16 protein-coding genes and 1 riboswitch are annotated in these 16,364 nt (G+C 63.9%); of the genes, 12 read left to right on the forward strand and 4 right to left on the reverse strand.

What is annotated here, in order from left to right; translation table 11 throughout:
* Positions 1 to 18 precede the first annotated feature (18 nt).
* A complete protein-coding gene (locus O4220_RS04210; protein WP_269602967.1) occupies positions 19 to 726 on the reverse strand; it encodes a response regulator transcription factor in 708 nt (235 codons plus the stop codon).
* 84 nt (positions 727 to 810) lie between these two features.
* On the opposite strand from O4220_RS04210, the gene O4220_RS04215 reads away from it, so the two are divergent.
* The 8 genes from O4220_RS04215 (at position 811) to O4220_RS04250 (ending at position 9,125) form a co-directional block, all read left to right on the forward strand.
* Positions 811 to 1,815: a permease gene (locus O4220_RS04215; RefSeq protein ID WP_269602360.1), complete on the forward strand. Its 1,005-nt coding sequence runs from the start codon at positions 811 to 813 to the stop codon at positions 1,813 to 1,815.
* The gene (locus O4220_RS04220; RefSeq protein WP_269602361.1) at positions 1,812 to 2,552 is read left to right on the forward strand and encodes a TIGR03943 family putative permease subunit; all 741 of its coding nucleotides are present in this window, start codon (positions 1,812 to 1,814) and stop codon (positions 2,550 to 2,552) included. Before O4220_RS04215 ends, O4220_RS04220 begins: the two co-directional genes overlap by 4 nt.
* A 45-nt stretch (positions 2,553 to 2,597) precedes the next feature.
* Positions 2,598 to 2,660: riboswitch (guanidine-III (ykkC-III) riboswitch) on the forward strand.
* Between the two features lie 12 nt (positions 2,661 to 2,672).
* Entirely contained in the window at positions 2,673 to 2,987 is a 315-nt protein-coding gene (locus O4220_RS04225; RefSeq protein ID WP_269602363.1) for a DMT family transporter, read from the forward strand.
* 32 nt (positions 2,988 to 3,019) lie between these two features.
* The gene (locus tag O4220_RS04230; RefSeq protein ID WP_269602364.1) at positions 3,020 to 3,823 is read left to right on the forward strand and encodes an ABC transporter; all 804 of its coding nucleotides are present in this window, start codon (positions 3,020 to 3,022) and stop codon (positions 3,821 to 3,823) included.
* Positions 3,824 to 4,018: 195 nt separating this feature from the next.
* Positions 4,019 to 5,155, forward strand: coding sequence for a multiple monosaccharide ABC transporter substrate-binding protein (gene chvE / locus O4220_RS04235; RefSeq protein ID WP_032376324.1), 1,137 nt, complete (start codon positions 4,019 to 4,021; stop codon positions 5,153 to 5,155).
* Between the two features lie 8 nt (positions 5,156 to 5,163).
* Positions 5,164 to 6,702 (forward strand): multiple monosaccharide ABC transporter ATP-binding protein, encoded by a 1,539-nt coding sequence (gene mmsA, locus O4220_RS04240; protein WP_269602365.1) that lies wholly within the window; start codon positions 5,164 to 5,166, stop codon positions 6,700 to 6,702.
* The gene (gene mmsB, locus O4220_RS04245) at positions 6,699 to 8,027 is read left to right on the forward strand and encodes a multiple monosaccharide ABC transporter permease (RefSeq protein WP_269602366.1); all 1,329 of its coding nucleotides are present in this window, start codon (positions 6,699 to 6,701) and stop codon (positions 8,025 to 8,027) included. Before mmsA ends, mmsB begins: the two co-directional genes overlap by 4 nt.
* A gap of 75 nt (positions 8,028 to 8,102) precedes the next feature.
* Positions 8,103 to 9,125 carry a LacI family DNA-binding transcriptional regulator gene (locus O4220_RS04250; protein ID WP_269602367.1) on the forward strand — a complete coding sequence of 341 codons (1,023 nt, stop codon included), beginning with the start codon at positions 8,103 to 8,105 and terminating at the stop codon, positions 9,123 to 9,125.
* On the opposite strand, the gene O4220_RS04255 is transcribed toward O4220_RS04250, so the two are convergent.
* Positions 9,119 to 9,772, reverse strand: coding sequence for a hypothetical protein (locus O4220_RS04255; protein WP_269602368.1), 654 nt, complete (start codon positions 9,770 to 9,772; stop codon positions 9,119 to 9,121). The genes O4220_RS04250 and O4220_RS04255 overlap by 7 nt on opposite strands.
* Positions 9,769 to 10,164 (reverse strand): hypothetical protein, encoded by a 396-nt coding sequence (locus O4220_RS04260; RefSeq protein WP_269602370.1) that lies wholly within the window; start codon positions 10,162 to 10,164, stop codon positions 9,769 to 9,771. The genes O4220_RS04255 and O4220_RS04260 overlap by 4 nt, the downstream gene beginning before the upstream one ends.
* A gap of 58 nt (positions 10,165 to 10,222) precedes the next feature.
* Here O4220_RS04260 and O4220_RS04265 point away from each other — a divergent pair, with 58 nt between their 5' ends.
* Both O4220_RS04265 and O4220_RS04270 read left to right on the forward strand, forming a co-directional pair.
* Positions 10,223 to 11,419, forward strand: coding sequence for a PEP/pyruvate-binding domain-containing protein (locus tag O4220_RS04265; protein ID WP_269602371.1), 1,197 nt, complete (start codon positions 10,223 to 10,225; stop codon positions 11,417 to 11,419).
* The gene (locus tag O4220_RS04270; RefSeq protein ID WP_269602372.1) at positions 11,416 to 12,027 is read left to right on the forward strand and encodes a histidine phosphatase family protein; all 612 of its coding nucleotides are present in this window, start codon (positions 11,416 to 11,418) and stop codon (positions 12,025 to 12,027) included. Before O4220_RS04265 ends, O4220_RS04270 begins: the two co-directional genes overlap by 4 nt.
* Before the next feature lie 42 nt (positions 12,028 to 12,069).
* Here the strand turns inward: O4220_RS04270 and O4220_RS04275 are convergent, their stop codons facing one another.
* Positions 12,070 to 13,641, reverse strand: coding sequence for a PucR family transcriptional regulator (locus O4220_RS04275; RefSeq protein WP_269602373.1), 1,572 nt, complete (start codon positions 13,639 to 13,641; stop codon positions 12,070 to 12,072).
* A gap of 99 nt (positions 13,642 to 13,740) precedes the next feature.
* Between O4220_RS04275 and pruA the strand changes: the two genes are divergently transcribed.
* Together pruA and O4220_RS04285 are read left to right on the forward strand one after the other, a co-directional pair.
* Positions 13,741 to 15,390: an L-glutamate gamma-semialdehyde dehydrogenase gene (gene pruA, locus O4220_RS04280; RefSeq protein ID WP_269602374.1), complete on the forward strand. Its 1,650-nt coding sequence runs from the start codon at positions 13,741 to 13,743 to the stop codon at positions 15,388 to 15,390.
* A complete protein-coding gene (locus O4220_RS04285; RefSeq protein ID WP_269602375.1) occupies positions 15,387 to 16,331 on the forward strand; it encodes a proline dehydrogenase family protein in 945 nt (314 codons plus the stop codon). The genes pruA and O4220_RS04285 overlap by 4 nt, the downstream gene beginning before the upstream one ends.
* Positions 16,332 to 16,364: the final 33 nt, after the last annotated feature.

Below are 16,364 nucleotides of genomic sequence, written 5' to 3' on the forward strand. Positions count from 1 at the left end.
GCCGAGCTCGAGCGCCCGTCACCGTGGCCGGCGCATGACGTAGCCGACTCCCCGCAGCGTGTGGATCAAACGGGTGTCTCCGGTATCGACCTTGCGACGCAGATACGACACGTAGGACTCCACCACTCCCACTTCACCACCGAAATCGTAGTGCCACACGTGATCGAGGATCCTCGGCTTGCTCAGCACCGTTCCAGCGTTGACCATGAAGTACCGCAACAGCGTGAACTCGGTGGGAGAGAGCGAGATCGGCTCGCCTGCCTTCCACACCTCGTGGGTGTCGTCGTCGAGTTCGATGTCTGCGAACGCAACTCGCGACGGCTGCGCGTCCTCGCTCTTGCCCGACCGGCGCAGGATCACTCTGAGCCGGGCCACTACTTCCTCGAGCGAGAACGGCTTGGTGACGTAGTCGTCCGCACCGAGGGTCAGCCCGGTCACCTTGTCGTCGACCGAATCACGTGCCGTCAAGAACAGCGCGGGCGCGTCGATTCCGTCGGCGCGCAGCCGGCGCAACAAACCGAACCCGTCCATGCCGGGCATCATCACGTCGAGAACGAGCGCCTCGGGCCGAAAGTTACGCGCCTTGTCGAGAGCCTCGGGGCCGGATGACGCCGTCGCCACCTCGAATCCCTGAAACCTCAGACTGACCGACAGAAGTTCGACGATGGTCGGTTCGTCGTCGACGATCAGTACTCGGGCCTCGGGTGTCTCGCTCACGGTGTCCATCATCGCGCGAGAAGCTGCACGTCCGCTGGACTCCTGCTGTGAGGTTGCTGTGAGCCACTCCGAAAGGGGCATGATGGCGGGGACATGCGCGACGCGAACGCCGGCCCCCGCACCAGCACTCGGCCCGCGGTCTCATCCATGCACGTATTCGCAACTCTGCTCGTGTTGGGCATCGTATTCGGACCCGACCTCGCCCGATGGGTCGATTCGTCCCCGACTCTGCGTACCGGTGCGACGGTGTTCACCGGGATCTTCGTGCAGGCAACGCCGTTTCTGGTGCTCGGAGTCCTCGTGAGCGGAGGAATTGCAGCGTTCGTCTCGCCCGCGGTGCTGCAGAAAGTGGTGCCGAAGAACGAAACCGCCGCGGTCGGGGTGAGCGGACTCGCGGGAATGGCGCTGCCCGGCTGCGAGTGCGGTGCCGTCCCGGTCTCGCGTCGGCTGATGGATCAGGGTGTCCCGACGTCCGCGGCCCTGGCGTTTCTGCTGTCCGCGCCGGCAATCAATCCCGTCGTCCTGGTTTCGACCGCCGTCGCCTTTCCCGGCGAACCGGAGATGGTTCTCGCCCGGTTCCTCGGCTCTCTCGCCACCGCCCTGGTGATGGGTTGGCTGTGGACAAGGTTCGGCAAGGCGGAGTGGATCACCGCGCGACTGGCCGACCGTGGACACGATCACGGAACTTCGACCTGGGCGACGTTCCGCGAATCCGCACGCGCGGATCTGCTGCAGGCCGGGGCCTTCCTGGTGTTCGGAGCGGCCGCCGCCGCACTGCTGCACCTGGTGATTCCGGACTGGGTGTTCGAGCATCTCGCCGGGCAGGTGATGCTGTCGATTCTGGTGATGGCGGTCCTGGCGGTGGTACTCGCGCTGTGCTCGGAGGCCGATGCGTTCGTCGCCGCCAGCATGTCGATGCTGCCTTTGCTGCCGCGTCTGGTCTTCCTCGTGGTCGGACCTGCTGTCGACGTGAAGCTGATGGCGATGCAGGCAGGCAGTTTCGGACGCGGCTTCGTCGCACGCTTCGCGCCGCTGACCTTCGTCGTCGCGATCGTGTGCGCCTCGGTGTGCGGCTACCTCGTCGTGGGCCCGCGATGAAGCGCGAAGTGCAGAACCTTCTGCTCCTGCTCCTCGGCGGAGCCATGGTGAAGATCTCGCTGGACGGCAGCTTTGTGCGATACGTCAAACCCGCGCTGCATCCGTTCCTGCTGACCGCCGGGGTGTTGATCGTGGTCCTGGCGGCCGCATCGATCGTTGCCGACATCCGGCGCGGCGGGCCCGACGGCGGTGACGGGCACGATCACGATGCGCGCCCGTACTGGCTACTGCTGGTGCCGGTCGCGGTCATCCTGTTGGTAGCACCTCCCGCGCTGGGAGTCTCGGCAGTCGGCGATCGTCCGGTCACCTCTGCGGCCGATGAACCCAGGACGGCATTCCCACCCCTGCCGGGCGAGCCTGCACCCGAGGTTGCACTGCTCGATGTAGTACAACGCGCGGTCAGGGACTCCGAACGCAGTCTCGACGGCCGGGAGATTCGCGTCACCGGATTCGCTGTCGCCACCGCGAACGGAGGCTCGCCGCGCGTCGACGGTACGAGAAACGGCCTCGACCTGGCCCGCATTCTGATCATCTGCTGCGCGGCGGACGCCAGGTCGGTTCGCATCCATCTCGACGCTGGTAGTGGCGCTGTCGACGACATTCCGGACGGCACCTGGCTACGGATTCAGGGGACCGTCGACGCGGCCACGGCGACCGAGGACACCGCATTCACGCCCACGATGACGGTGTCGAAAATCGAACGAATCGAGGCACCGGCGAACACGTACGCATACTGAGTCCCCGAAACCCTTGGCCACCACCCGCGAAGATTGGTACGATCGTACAAGTCACTTCCGACAATCGGACGAGCGCACCGTACCCGAACAGCGACAAGACGGTGCAAGGAGTGATTTCTCATGGCTTGGCTCATTCTCGTCGTCTCCGGTGTTCTCGAAGCGATCTGGGCAACCGCGCTCGGCAAGTCCGAGGGCTTCACCAAACTGGGTCCGTCCGTCGTCTTCGGAGTCGCGGTGGTGCTCAGCATGATCGGTCTCGCAATCGCGATGCGGTCGTTGCCCACCGGAACCGCTTACGCCGTCTGGGTAGGAATCGGTGCCACCCTCACCGTCGCATACGCCATGATCACCGGCGAAGAAGCTGCATCGTTGCTCAAAATTGCACTTCTGGTCGGCATCGTCGGCTGCGTCGTGGGACTGAAGGTTCTTCACTGATTTTCCGAGCTACGAGCAGTTACAGTAAAACGATGAACTGGGTGTCAGCGATCACACTGCCCGCGCGCGCCGGGATTGCCATTGCCGAACAGGCGATCGGCGTTGCGGAGGTCGCGCTGGCAACCACCCGCATGGCGCTGGCCACCGGTGCGTCCGGCACCGCAGGAGTGGCCTCGCTCGCCAACCCCCGCGGCGGCACGATGCAACTGCTCGCACAGCTCGGTCAGCTCACCTCCGACGACCGCGCCCTCGGCAACGCACTCAAGGAGGGCGGTCCACTCGATCGCCTGCTCGCCCAGGGCGGCGTCGTCGATCGCCTCACGTCCGAGGACGGCACCCTCGAGCGGTTGTTGTCCCCGGGCGGCCCGGTCGAACGAATCCTCGCACCCGGCGGGCCCCTCGATCGACTGCTGGCCGAAGACGGACCACTCGAACGTCTCTTGGCCGAGGGCGGCTTGCTCGACCGCATCACCGCCACCAACGGTCCCCTCGAACGACTGACGGCCAAGGATGGTCCGCTCGAGGTGCTGACGCGTCAGGACGGCCTCATCGAGAGGGCCATCGCCGAGAACGGCATTCTCGAGACGATGCTGGCCGAGGACGGTGCCGTCGAGCGCCTCACGGCCAAGGGCGGGCCGCTGGACCAGTTGGTGAAGCTCTCCGAGACATTGACGTCCGTTGCTCCCAACATCGAGCGCATGAGCATTTCGATCGACATCCTGCAGGATTCCGTCGAGATCCTGTCGGCGGCGGTGCACCCGCTCGGCGAGCTGGTCGGCCGGCTGCCGGGGCGTTGGCTCAAGAGCGGTAAGCAGTCGGTACACGAACTGCACTGACCTGTCCGACGGGCACTCGCGGACAATTTTCGCCCCACGGATGTTAGCGCTCACACCGCGTCAGCGGGTGCGGAAAAGAAATCTTTGACAATGCCGATGTTATCGCTCACACTTTCGTTTTGATGTGATGCGAACCACACGGGACCACCCGACGGCCTCCGCTTCACGGTCTACCTCACAACACAGGGAGAAACGATGAAGTTTCGAAAGCTATCCATGGCTACGGCCGCGGTGGCCCTCACCCTCACGCTCGGCGCGTGTGGGTCGAGCACCAAGACCGCAGACGAGGCTCCGGCCGAAGGCGGCAGCACCGCCGGAGCCCTGATCGGCGTCACGATGCCGACGAAGTCCTCCGCTCGCTGGATCGCCGACGGCGACAACCTCAAGAGCGCACTCGAAGGTCAGGGCTACAAAGTCGATCTCCAGTACGCCGAGAACGACATTCCCACTCAGGTGAATCAGATCGAGAACCAGATCACCCAGGGCGCAAAGCTTCTCATCGTGGCTTCCGTGGACGGCACCGCCATCACCACCCAGCTGCAAGAAGCCAAGGACAACGGCATCGGCGTCATCGCCTACGACCGCCTCATCCGTAACTCGCCCAATGTCGACTACTACGCGACATTCGACAACTACAAGGTCGGCGTCGACCAGGCCACGTCTCTTCTCGTCGGTCTCGGTCTGAAGAACGAGGACGGCACCGACAAGGCCGACGCGCCCGCAGGCCCGTTGAACATCGAGGTCTTCGCCGGTTCGCCGGACGACAACAACGCCACCTTCTTCTTCGACGGTGCCATGGAAACCCTGAAGCCGTACCTGGACAAGGGAACTCTGAAGATCGGCAGTGGCGAGTCCGATTTCGAGACGGCTGCGACACTGCGCTGGGATCCGGCCACCGCCCAGAAGCGTATGGAGGACCTGCTCACCAAGACGTACTCCTCGGGCCAGAAGGTTCAGGGCGTGCTCTCACCGTACGACGGCCTGTCCATCGGCATCCTTTCCGCACTCAAGAGCAACGGATACGGCACGGCAGGTCAGCCCTACCCGATCGTCACCGGCCAGGACGCCGAGGTGCCGTCCGTGAAGTCCATCATCGCCGACGAGCAGTACTCCACGATCTACAAGGACACCCGCCAACTGGCCGAGGTCACCATCCAGATGGCTCAGGCGATGCTCAACGGTCAGACTCCCGAGACCAACAACACCACCGATTACGACAACGGCGACAAGGTCGTTCCCGCGTACCTGCTGCAGCCCGAGATCGTCTACAAGGACAACTACGAGAAGCTGCTCGTCGAGGGTGGCTACTACACCGAGGATCAGTTGAAGTGAGTTCGGCGATGACGAGCCCGATTCTGGAGATGCGCGGCATCACCAAAACATTTCCCGGCGTCAAGGCGCTGCAGGATGTCACTCTCTCGGTGAATCGCGGGGAAATCCACGCGATCTGCGGTGAGAACGGAGCAGGCAAGTCGACGCTCATGAAGGTGTTGTCGGGTGTGTATCCACACGACACGTTCGACGGCGACATCGTGTTCGACGGTCGAGAGTGCACGTTCTCCGACATCCGAAGCAGCGAAGCCGAGGGCATCGTCATCATCCATCAGGAACTCGCACTGAGTCCGCATCTCTCCATCGCCGAGAACATCTTTCTCGGAAACGAGCGGTCCAAGCGCGGGTTCATCGACTGGAACCGAACCAACTCCGAGGCCGCAGCCCTGCTGAACCGGGTAGGGCTGCGGGAGAACCCCGTCAGTGTCGTGAGCGACCTCGGTGTCGGCAAGCAGCAACTCGTCGAGATCGCCAAGGCACTGTCCAAGGACGTAACCCTGCTGATTCTCGACGAACCCACTGCGGCACTCAACGATTCCGACTCCGCACACCTGCTGGATCTGTTGCGCGGTCTACGGGACGAGGGCATCACGTGCGTGATCATCTCGCACAAGCTCAACGAGATCGCGGCCATTGCCGACCGGACCACGATCATTCGGGACGGCAAGACCATCAAGACGCTGGACATGCGAGACCCCGACGTCACCGAGGATCGCATCATCTCGCTGATGGTCGGCCGCGATCTCGAGCACCGGTTTCCGCCCCACGAATCGACTGTGGGAGAGGAAGTTCTGCGCATCGAGGACTGGACCGTGCACAGTCCGACCCAGCAGGGCCGAACCGTCGTCGACAAGGCGAACCTCACACTGCGGCGCGGTGAGATCGTCGGTCTCGCCGGGTTGATGGGTGCCGGGCGCACCGAATTGGCCATGAGCGTCTTCGGCCGAAGCTACGGGATCGACATCTCGGGGCGGCTCTACAAGTACGGCAAGGAAATTCACGTCAAGTCCGTCAACGATGCCATCCATCACGGCATCGCCTACGCCACCGAGGACCGGAAACGGTACGGGCTCAACCTGATCGACGACATAAAGCGCAACATCTCCACCGCGGCGCTGGACAAACTGGTGACGGGAGGCTTCGTCGACGACAACCAGGAATACAAAGTCGCCGAGGGCTTCCGCAAGAGCATGAACATCAAGGCACCGAACGTCTCCGCCGTGGTCGGAAAACTCTCCGGTGGCAATCAGCAGAAAGTCGTGCTGAGCAAATGGATCTTCAGTGATCCGGATGTGCTCATTCTCGATGAACCGACCCGAGGAATCGACGTCGGCGCGAAGTTCGAAATCTATTCGATCATCAACGATCTCGCCGACGCCGGAAAGGCAGTGCTGGTGATCTCCTCCGAGCTCCCGGAGCTGCTCGGGCTGTGCGATCGGATCTACGCACTGTCCGCGGGCCACATCACCGGTGAGGTCACTCGCGAGGACGCGACCCAGGAATCGCTCATGCATCTCATGACCCGTGGAACAGGAGTACTTCGATGAATCAGCTGTCGACCGTGCGGGGGTTGCTCACGCGCAACCTCCGCCAGAGCGGAATCTTCATCGCCTTCGCGCTGATCATCGTGCTCTTCACAGTGCTGACGGGCGGTCAGCTTCTGGTGCCGCAGAACATCAGCAACATGGTGGTGCAGAACTCGTACATTCTCATTCTGGCCATCGGCATGGTCGTCATCATCATCGCCGGCCATATCGACCTGTCCGTCGGATCGGTCGTTGCGGCCACCGGCGCCATTGCCGGTGTCCTCATGGTTCAACAGAACGTGCCGTGGCCACTGGCGGTGTTGATCACGTTGATCGTCGGCGGCCTGATCGGTGCCTGGCAGGGCTACTGGGTCGCGTACTTCGGTATTCCTGCGTTCATCGTCACCCTCGCAGGCATGCTCGTCTTCCGCGCCGTTACTCTCATCGTTCTCGGCAACCAGGGCATCGGGCCGTTCCCCGGACCGGTACGCACACTGTCCAACGGCTTCCTACCCGGTTTCATGGGCAATGTGGGACTCGGACCACTGGGCGGGGCAGACATCTTCACGTTGCTCGTCGCAATCCTGGCCGTTGCCGGAATCGTGTTCAGCCAGTGGCGTTCTCGAACGGGTCGGCAGAAGTACGGCCAGACCGTGGACGCCTTTCCGCTGTTCCTGACCAAGATGGCGTTCGCCGCCGTTCTCGTACTCGCCATCGCGGTGCAGCTGGCTCGCTTCAAGAACCTGCCGTACGTGCTCATCCTCCTGGCAGTCCTGGTGATGGGTTACTCCACCCTCGCGGGTAAGACGGTGTTCGGTCGGCACGTCTACGCCATCGGCGGAAACATCCATGCCGCGTCGCTGTCCGGCATCAAGGTCAAGCCGGTGACGTTCTGGATCTTCGTCAACATGGGCGTGCTCTCGGCCCTGGCCGGAATCATCTTCGCCGGTCGACTCAATCAGGCGGGCCCCACCGCAGGCAACGGCTTCGAGCTCGACGCCATCGCGGCGGCATTCATCGGTGGCGCAGCAGTGCAAGGCGGCGTGGGCCGCATCGTCGGCGCGCTCACCGGCGGGCTGATCATCGCCGTGATCAACAGCGGAATGTCGCTCATCGGCTCGCCCAGCGAGCGGGTACAGCTGGTCAAGGGCTTGGTACTTCTCGCCGCGGTGGCCTTCGACATCTGGACCAAGCGCCGGGCGGCCAGCGGTAAGGGCAACAAGGGTGACTTGGCCAAGTCACCCACCAGTTATCTGGGCGTCCCCGTGCCGGCCGAGATGTTCTCCCCCGGCCAACCGGGGGAGACCGCACCACCGACGTCGGCGTCGATGACGAAGACGACGTGATCGGCACGGTCTCGAGCGGTGCGAGACCGGACGTGCTGTGATTGTCCTCCACGACGCCAGAGGAGCTGCGCAAAGATGACACCCACCCGCGGACCGGCCATGACCGATGTCGCCCGGCTCGCCGGGGTGTCGCATCAGACCGTCTCTCGCGTCATCAACGGTCACCCCAACGTGACCGAGGCAACGAGAACCAGGGTGCATCAAGCGATCTCGGAGCTCGGCTATCGCCCCAACACTGCCGCTCGCGCTCTGGTGACCGGTCGCAGTAGCACCATCGGAATCGTCGGAACCGGTAACGCTCTCTACGGCCCGGTGTCGACGCTCTACAGCATCGAATCCGCCGCGAGACAGGCAGGCTACTCCGTCGTGGTCGGCGTTCCCACGTCGTTCGACGAGTCGGCGATCATCACCTGTGTCCGCCGGTTGCAGAAGCAGGGCGTGGACGGCGTCGTTGTCATCGCACCACTGCGAACCGATGGCGGCGACATTGCCGAGTTGGCCCGCGAACTTCCGCTGGTGGCCGTCGAAGGTTCTCCCGCAGGCGATCTGGCAGTGGTCTCGGTCGATCAGATTGCCGGAGCGCGGGCTGCAACCGCACATCTGCTCGACCTCGGGCACAGTGCGGTGTGGCACGTTGCAGGACCGCTCGGATGGTACGAGGCCGCCGACCGCGTGACCGGATGGCGGTTGGCCCACGAGGATGCCGGCATCGAACCGCCTCCCACCCTCAGCGGAGATTGGACTGCGAAATCGGGGTTCTCCGCCGGAAGCGATCTGGCCCGAACCGCAGGCGTGACCGCAGTATTCGCCGCCAACGACGCCATGGCGCTCGGGATACTTCGGGCGCTCGAGGTACAGGGCAAACGAGTACCGCAGGACGTCAGCGTGATCGGATTCGACGACGTTCCCGACGCGGAGTTCTTCTCCCCGCCGTTGACGACGATCCGCCAGGAATTCAGCGAGGTGGGCGTCCGAAGCGTCGAAATACTGCTGGACCAGATCGATACAGGAAACCGAAGCACGCGACGCTCGAGTATCGAGCCGAGTCTGGTGATCAGGTCCAGCACCGGTCCCCCGCATGCACATACGGATCAATAGCTGTCGTCGATGCCTGCTTCCGATCGGCGATCCATCCCGAGTGTCGCAATGAGGTCTTCGTGTAGCTCGAACCAGACCTTGTGGCACGAGTCGACATCGGTGCGGTCGACCCAACCATGTTCCCCGGCGCGCGCGAGTCTCGATGCCGCACCGAATCGACTGTCGTAACCGGCAAATCGCGCGAGAACCGAACTCAGTTGGCCGACAAGCGGACTCAGAGCATCGCCGATGGAGGCCAACTCGTCGAGGATCCTCTGATCCCATCCCAGGTCGCTATGGTCGTTGACGGTGAGTCTGTTCGTGTCCGTGGGCCGCAGCTGCCAATCGGTAGATGCTCGCAACAGCCGTCCGTTCAGCGGCAGGAAGCTCCGGTAGACGCTCCGCACCACGTCGGTCCGGCCCGTCGCCTCGCGCTCCTCGCGAAGTTGGTGTTCGTTCGCCGTCCGCCCCAACTCCGTCAGCGACCAACCACACAGGTCCGCGAACTCGCCGCGTTGGATCCATCCGCACGCCTGCGCGTCGAGGAGGAGTTCTTCCGCCTGCGCGGTGTCGACACCGGAACGATGTGCAATCACACTGGTGTCGGCGAACCCGAGTATGCGGACAGAATGCAAGACCAGAAGCTCGGAAGACGAAGTGGCGGTCATGAATCGGCAGCATCGCGTGCAGTGAGTCGACTGTAGTACTGCTGACACGCTTGCTTCGAGTTGAATCCCATTGCTTCTGCGATCTGCGCCCACGTCAGACCGGCGCTGCGGGCAGCGAACAGCAGACCCGATTCGAGGCCCTCGACTTCCGCTCGGGCGGCGGGCAGAAGGGTCAGGGCGCTGATGACGGCGTCCGGGGCGAGCTCGGCCGAGCGCCAGAGAGCGAAGTTCGCCAGGTCGACCGCAGTCGGCGGCGCAGGCACAGGACGCCAAGGCCGGGCGTCCAGATCGCCCGCACCGAGACCCAGCAGGTGCTTGGTCGCCTGCTGTTCGCGCTCGGCTTCCACGTGTACTCGATGCGACGATGTCGCGACTTCGCGCTTGCGTTCCATGATCGAAGCCTGCAATATCGAGACAAAGCTGTCAACATTTTGTTGAAGGGTAGTCGAGATGCTCGTGAAAATCGGAGATGCAACGTTCTCCAGCTGCGGAGGGAAAGCGCATGCACTGGGAATCCTCCTTCGGGCGAATTACCCTGTGCCGGACGGCGTTGTGGTTCCGTTCCATACGTACCGGGCAGCGACAAGCGATCGCCCCGGAGTGACGATGTCGTTGCGCAACGACATCGCGCACTGGCTCGAAGGATTCGGCGATGCCCCTCTGGCGGTGCGTTCATCGGCCGACAGCGAGGACGGTTCGGCGGCATCGGCTGCGGGCCAGCACGACAGCATCCTGGGGGTGCAGGGCATCGACCCGATCATGAACGCGGTGCAGTCTTGCTGGACGTCTTTGGACTCCGAGCGCGCCGTCGGCTACCGCGACAATCTATCCCGAAGCCGGGCAGCCTCGCCTCGGCACGGCGCAATGGCGGTCATCGTCCAACGGCTCGTCGACGCCGACGTCTCAGGCGTCATGTTCACCCCGTCGACACCGGGCGGAGTCACCGAGATCGAGGCTTCGTGGGGACTCGGTCTGTCGGTCGTCGGCGGAACTGTCACCCCCGACCGGTATCGCATCGGTGATGACGGGACCATCGCTTCGACCATCGCGGACAAAGGAATTCGAACCGATCGCCGCCGGACGACATTGATCACCAGCGACGTCGCGTCTTCGGACCGCACCAGGTCGACACTCGACGACCAGACCGCGTTTCGGCTCACCCGACTCGGAGGAGAGATCGCCGCCCGTCTCGGCGGACCGCAGGACATCGAATGGTCCATCGCAGAAGGTCGAATCTGGATTCTGCAAGCCAGGCCGATCACAGCTGCGCTACCGAGTCACCACACGATGACCCATACCACCACTGCCGATGGACGATCGGATTCCTCCACAATTCTCACCGGCACACCGGGCAGCGACGGACACGCGACGGGAACCGCACGAATTGTCCGTGGCCCGAGCGACTTCGTCCGAGTACGTCGCGGCGACATCCTGGTGTGCCCTTACACCGATCCCGCCTGGACACCTCTGCTGCGAGCAGCGAAGGGCGTTGTGACCGAAACAGGGGGCGTACTGTCCCATGCCGCGATCGTCGCCCGCGAATTGCGAATCCCGGCGGTCCTCGGAGTTGCGAACGCAACGGATCGATTGCGCGACAACGACATCGTCCGAATCGACGGACAGAAAGGAACGATCACCACCACATGACAACTCGATACGTGTACTTGGCTCGTCACGGCGACGCCGACGCCTTCGGAAGACTCACCGATGTCGGTCGCGAACAAGCCGGTCTCCTCGGTGAGCGCCTCGGACGCATCCCGCTCGACGTCGTCTGGCATTCCCCACTGCCACGTGCGGTGGACACAGTCCAGGAGATCGTGAGACGTCGCCGGTCTCGGCCCCCCGTCATCGAATCCGACGAACTCGTCGACAACGTCCCCTACGTGCCGCCGCCGAACGAGACACCCCCGTCCTGGATCCCGTTCTTCGACGGCTGGAACGACGACGACGCGTCGCGCGGTGCACAGACCGCCGAGGACATGATCGAGCGCTTCGCGTCGACGCCCGATTCAGCCGAGTCGAGGAACGACACTCACGAGCTTCTCGTCACCCACGCGTACCCGATTGCGTGGTTCATCCGGCACGCTCTCGACGCGCCACCCGTTCGGTGGCTCGGCATCGACAGCGCAAACACCGCACTGACCGTTATCGAATACCGGACAGGACTACCGCCGAGCGTCGTGATGTTCAACGATATGAGCCACCTGCCACGGCAATTACAGTGGACCGGGTTCCCGACGTCCATCCGCCCCTGAATCGAACTCGTTGTCCCGCAGTATCACTCCGCATCCTCTCACTCACATACGCAGCTGTATTTCCACCAACAGACGCGCATCGGAATCGGCCAGATCGAGATCCAGGATCTGCTCGATGCGGCGGACGCGGTAGCGCAGGGTGTTCGGGTGGACGTGCAGGCGATCGGCCGCGGACCGAACGTCACCGAAGCATGTCAGGTACGTTTCGAGGCTCTCGCGCATCCGGGAGTCGTTGGATGCGTCGTATCGGTCGAGCTCGGCAAGACGCGGGTCCCGGAGTTGTTCGTGATTGCCGATCAGTTCGAGGATTTCTCCCAGCAGCACCGAGGTTCTCGATTCTTCGAGCGTGGTGACGCGAACCTCGCCGGTGGTGCCGTCGAGCACCCGATCCACCTCGAATCTGGCGACGGCCACCGCTTCGAGGTCGGCAATCGGTGCCGCCACCGCCGCGCGCAAGGCCAGCGAGGTTCGCCTCTCGATGCGCCCCACGGCGTCGGCGGCCCACCCCGAAATCCCCGTGCCCGACGCCACCCCTGGAAACAGTGCGTAGATTCTCTCGCCGATAGTGGTGACCAGAGAATCGCGTCGAAAGGCGCTGGCGTGCAACCTGATCGCCGGTGCCAGTGCGCCTGTGTCGAATTCTCCGCACGACGCGAATCCGACGACCGCCGACGATCCGGTGGCGGGGATCGACAGCGCAGATGCCAGCGACGGGACGTCCACTCCGCCGCCTCTGGCCCCGAGCAGTCGTTGGATCTGCAGAGTCTCGTTGGTCGGGGCGTTCGCGATGCGAGTGATCAACCGTGCCGCGACAGCCGAAGCTCCCCGGAGCACACCGTCGGCCTCGTCGGCGAGCGGAATGGCACCCTCCTGCACCCAGATGGTTCCGAGAGTTGTCGGGCTACCGGATATTCGGCGTATCCCCACGGCGAGGCGTCGTCGAATTCCGAGTTCGTGATCGGCGGGTACGTCGATGACGTCGTCGGTGCGCCGGAGGCGATCGAACACACCACGCTCGTGCAGCCCGCGTAGGTAGTCGGCCGGGCCTTCGCGCCCGAGGATCGACAGCGTTCTCAACTCGTCGGCCGCGTCGTCCGATGCCGAATACGCCAACACGTGTGAGCGCTCGTCCTCGATGCTCACCATGCCCTTCGTCAGCGACGCCACCGTCTGCGCGAGTTCGTACAGATCGGTGTCGGCTCCGAATGTCCCGTCGTCCGGACTGTGCGACCGCACCTGGTCGAGAACTCCTCGCGTCATCGACAACAGCAGCTCCCAGCGCGTCTGTCGGTGTACGGCAACCAAGGCGATACCGGTCTCGCGCGCACCATGGGTCAGGGCAGCCGAGTCGGCCACCTTGGTCAACACCGCACGCGGCCTGTCGGCGGCGGCACGCAGAGCAAGATCGTCGAACCACCGCACCACGTCGGCCTCGGTCACCCCCACCAACAGCGTCAGATCGGCGGACGCCCCCGGCGGCAGACGCAGGTCGTCGGCGTCGAGCAACGCAACGGACTCGACGGTCATGTCGATCCCTGCGGGCGCGACCACGAGTTCGACGACAGCGCTGTGCAGAGATGTCAGTAGCGATCGCAGCGACACGGCATTGGCCATACGGACAAGTACACCACAGATTCTTTGGCCGATGAGCTGATTGAACGGCCCCGGAATCGGACTTCAATGGCCACCACACAGCGAAGACGAGGAGCAGCTATGGACGCCGTCACATCAGTTCCCACCCCCACCAACGAGCCGGTCAACACCTACGCGCCGGGGAGCGCCGAACGTGCCCGCCTACGGACCCACCTGACCGAGCTCCGGACATCGCCCGTCGAGATCCACCAGGTCATCGGCGGTGTTCATCGTGTTGCCGACGGCGCTGTCGAGAATGTCGTCGAACCCCACCGGCATGCGTCGATCATCGGCAGCTTCACCGGTGCCGGCCATCAGGATGTTCGCGACGCCATCGATGCCGCCAGTGCTGCAGCCCCGATGTGGCGCGATCTCCCGTTCGACGAGCGCGCCGCCGTCTTCCTGCGAGCAGCCGATCTACTGTCCGGGCCATGGCGCGAAAAGATAGCTGCTGCAACGATGCTCGGCCAGTCCAAGTCGGCCTACCAGGCCGAGATAGACGCACCGTGCGAGTTGATCGACTTCTGGCGATTCAACGTGACCTTCGCCCGGCAGATACTCGCCGAGCAGCCGGTATCGGCACCGGGAGTGTGGAATCGCGTCGAATACCGGCCGCTCGAAGGCTTCGTTTATGCCATCACCCCGTTCAATTTCACCGCCATTGCGGGCAACCTGCCCACCGCGCCCGCGCTGATGGGCAATACCGTGCTGTGGAAGCCCTCCCCCACCCAGGCCGTGGCCGCATACCTGACGCTGCAGCTCCTCGAAGCCGCCGGTCTGCCACCGGGTGTGATCAACCTGGTCCTGGGCGACGGACCGATGGTGTCCGAAGTGGCCCTTGCCGATCCACGACTGGCGGGCATCCACTTCACCGGATCCACCGCGACGTTCCAAACGCTGTGGCGCGAGGTGGGAAACAACATCTCGAACTACCACTCGTACCCCCGGCTGGTCGGCGAGACCGGCGGCAAGGACTTCATCGTCGCGCACAGCTCCGCTGATCCGGACGTGTTGACCACGGCCATGATTCGTGGCGCCTTCGACTTCCAGGGACAGAAGTGCTCGGCCGCGTCTCGGGCCTTCGTTCCGAAATCGTTGTGGGCAACGATGGGCGAGACGTTCATCGAACAAGTGTCGGCGTTGAAGTACGGCGACGTGACCGACCTTTCGAGCTACGGCGGGGCCGTCATCGACCGAAAGGCGTTCGACCGCAACGCAGCTGCACTCGATCGAGCGAAATCCGTGCCCAGCCTGACCATCGCCGCCGGTGGAACCTGCGACGATTCCGAGGGCTACTTCGTCTCCCCCACCGTTCTCCTCGGCGACGACCCGACCGACGAGGCCTTCACCACCGAGTACTTCGGGCCGATCCTGGCCGTGCACGTCTACGACGACAGCAAGCCCGATGCCTACGCCGACACTCTGCGCACCGTCGACACCGGATCGAAGTACGCACTGACCGGTGCGGTCATCGCCACCGACCGCATTGCCGTCGAACAGGCCCATGCCGCACTGAGATTCGCAGCCGGGAACTTCTACGTCAACGACAAGCCGACCGGTGCGGTGGTGGGCCAGCAACCGTTCGGCGGGGCCCGGGCCTCGGGAACGAACGACAAAGCCGGCTCACCGCAGAACCTGCTGCGCTGGACCTCGGCCCGCACCGTGAAGGAAACGTTCGTCCCGCCGACCACCCACGGCTACCCACATCAGGAAGGTGAGGGCACGCGATGACCACCCTGCTGAACAATCCCCTCCGGCCTGCGCTGCTGGCGGCCGCACGATCGCCCAAACTGCAGGCGACGGTGACGCGAATGCGCGCCACCCGCGCTCTCGTCGACCGCTTCGTGGCGGGGGAATCGGAGCCCGCGGCCGTCACCGCTGTGGACTCCCTGCTGGCCTCGGGTCGGTTCGTGTCCGTGGACTATCTCGGCGAGGACACCACCGACCGAGCCCAGGCGAACGCGACCGTCGAGTCTTATCTGTCTCTGATAGAGCGCTTTTCGTCCCGGCGGAGCAACACCAACGCGCTGGAGGTCTCGCTCAAACTCTCGGCACTCGGTCAAGGAATCGATCGAGATCTCGCACTCGAGAACGCGAGGAGGATCTGCCTCGCGGCCGAAGCAGCCGGAGTATGGGTGACGGTCGATGCCGAGGACCACACGACCACCGATTCGACACTGTCGATCGTGCGTGAACTCCGCGTCGATTTTCCCGATCTGGGCACGGTGTTGCAGGCGTACCTGAGGCGAACCGAAGCGGACTGCGCGGAATTGTCGGGGCCGAGATCTCGAATCCGACTGTGCAAGGGCGCGTACAACGAACCGTCGTCGGTCGCGTTTCAGGGTGCACGGGAGGTGTCCGACTCCTACCTCCGGTGCCTGAAGATCCTGATGGACGGCCGCGGCTATCCGATGGTCGCCTCGCACGACCCGGAGATGATCGAGGCTGCCGAGACATTCGCGTCGGCCGCGGGCAGGTCGTCCGAGGATTTCGAGTTCCAGATGCTCTACGGCATCCGCGATCAGGAGCAAGTGCGGCTCGTCGACGCCGATCGACGCGTTCGGGTGTACGTGCCGTACGGAGAGCAGTGGTACGGCTACTTCATGCGCAGGTTGGCCGAGCGCCCGGCCAACCTGATGTTCTTCGCGCGATCGTTGATCTCGCGCAAGTAGAGGGTTCGCCGAAGTACTCGATCGCCACACACG

Origin of the sequence: Rhodococcus ruber, from assembly GCF_027270735.1 — a bacterium.
Classification (GTDB): domain Bacteria; phylum Actinomycetota; class Actinomycetes; order Mycobacteriales; family Mycobacteriaceae; genus Rhodococcoides; species Rhodococcoides rubrum_A.

Coding starts and splice junctions, on each gene's coding strand:
- O4220_RS04265 (WP_269602371.1), top strand. CDS start 10,223: ATGCTCGTGAAAATCGGAGATGCAACGTTCTCCAGCTGCGGAGGGAAA.
- mmsB (WP_269602366.1), top strand. CDS start 6,699: ATGAATCAGCTGTCGACCGTGCGGGGGTTGCTCACGCGCAACCTCCGC.
- pruA (WP_269602374.1), top strand. CDS start 13,741: ATGGACGCCGTCACATCAGTTCCCACCCCCACCAACGAGCCGGTCAAC.
- O4220_RS04275 (WP_269602373.1), bottom strand. CDS start 13,641: ATGGCCAATGCCGTGTCGCTGCGATCGCTACTGACATCTCTGCACAGC.
- O4220_RS04270 (WP_269602372.1), top strand. CDS start 11,416: ATGACAACTCGATACGTGTACTTGGCTCGTCACGGCGACGCCGACGCC.
- O4220_RS04230 (WP_269602364.1), top strand. CDS start 3,020: ATGAACTGGGTGTCAGCGATCACACTGCCCGCGCGCGCCGGGATTGCC.
- O4220_RS04285 (WP_269602375.1), top strand. CDS start 15,387: ATGACCACCCTGCTGAACAATCCCCTCCGGCCTGCGCTGCTGGCGGCC.
- O4220_RS04250 (WP_269602367.1), top strand. CDS start 8,103: ATGACACCCACCCGCGGACCGGCCATGACCGATGTCGCCCGGCTCGCC.
- O4220_RS04260 (WP_269602370.1), bottom strand. CDS start 10,164: ATGGAACGCAAGCGCGAAGTCGCGACATCGTCGCATCGAGTACACGTG.
- O4220_RS04210 (WP_269602967.1), bottom strand. CDS start 726: ATGGACACCGTGAGCGAGACACCCGAGGCCCGAGTACTGATCGTCGAC.
- O4220_RS04225 (WP_269602363.1), top strand. CDS start 2,673: ATGGCTTGGCTCATTCTCGTCGTCTCCGGTGTTCTCGAAGCGATCTGG.
- chvE (WP_032376324.1), top strand. CDS start 4,019: ATGAAGTTTCGAAAGCTATCCATGGCTACGGCCGCGGTGGCCCTCACC.
- O4220_RS04255 (WP_269602368.1), bottom strand. CDS start 9,772: ATGACCGCCACTTCGTCTTCCGAGCTTCTGGTCTTGCATTCTGTCCGC.
- O4220_RS04220 (WP_269602361.1), top strand. CDS start 1,812: ATGAAGCGCGAAGTGCAGAACCTTCTGCTCCTGCTCCTCGGCGGAGCC.
- mmsA (WP_269602365.1), top strand. CDS start 5,164: ATGACGAGCCCGATTCTGGAGATGCGCGGCATCACCAAAACATTTCCC.
- O4220_RS04215 (WP_269602360.1), top strand. CDS start 811: ATGCGCGACGCGAACGCCGGCCCCCGCACCAGCACTCGGCCCGCGGTC.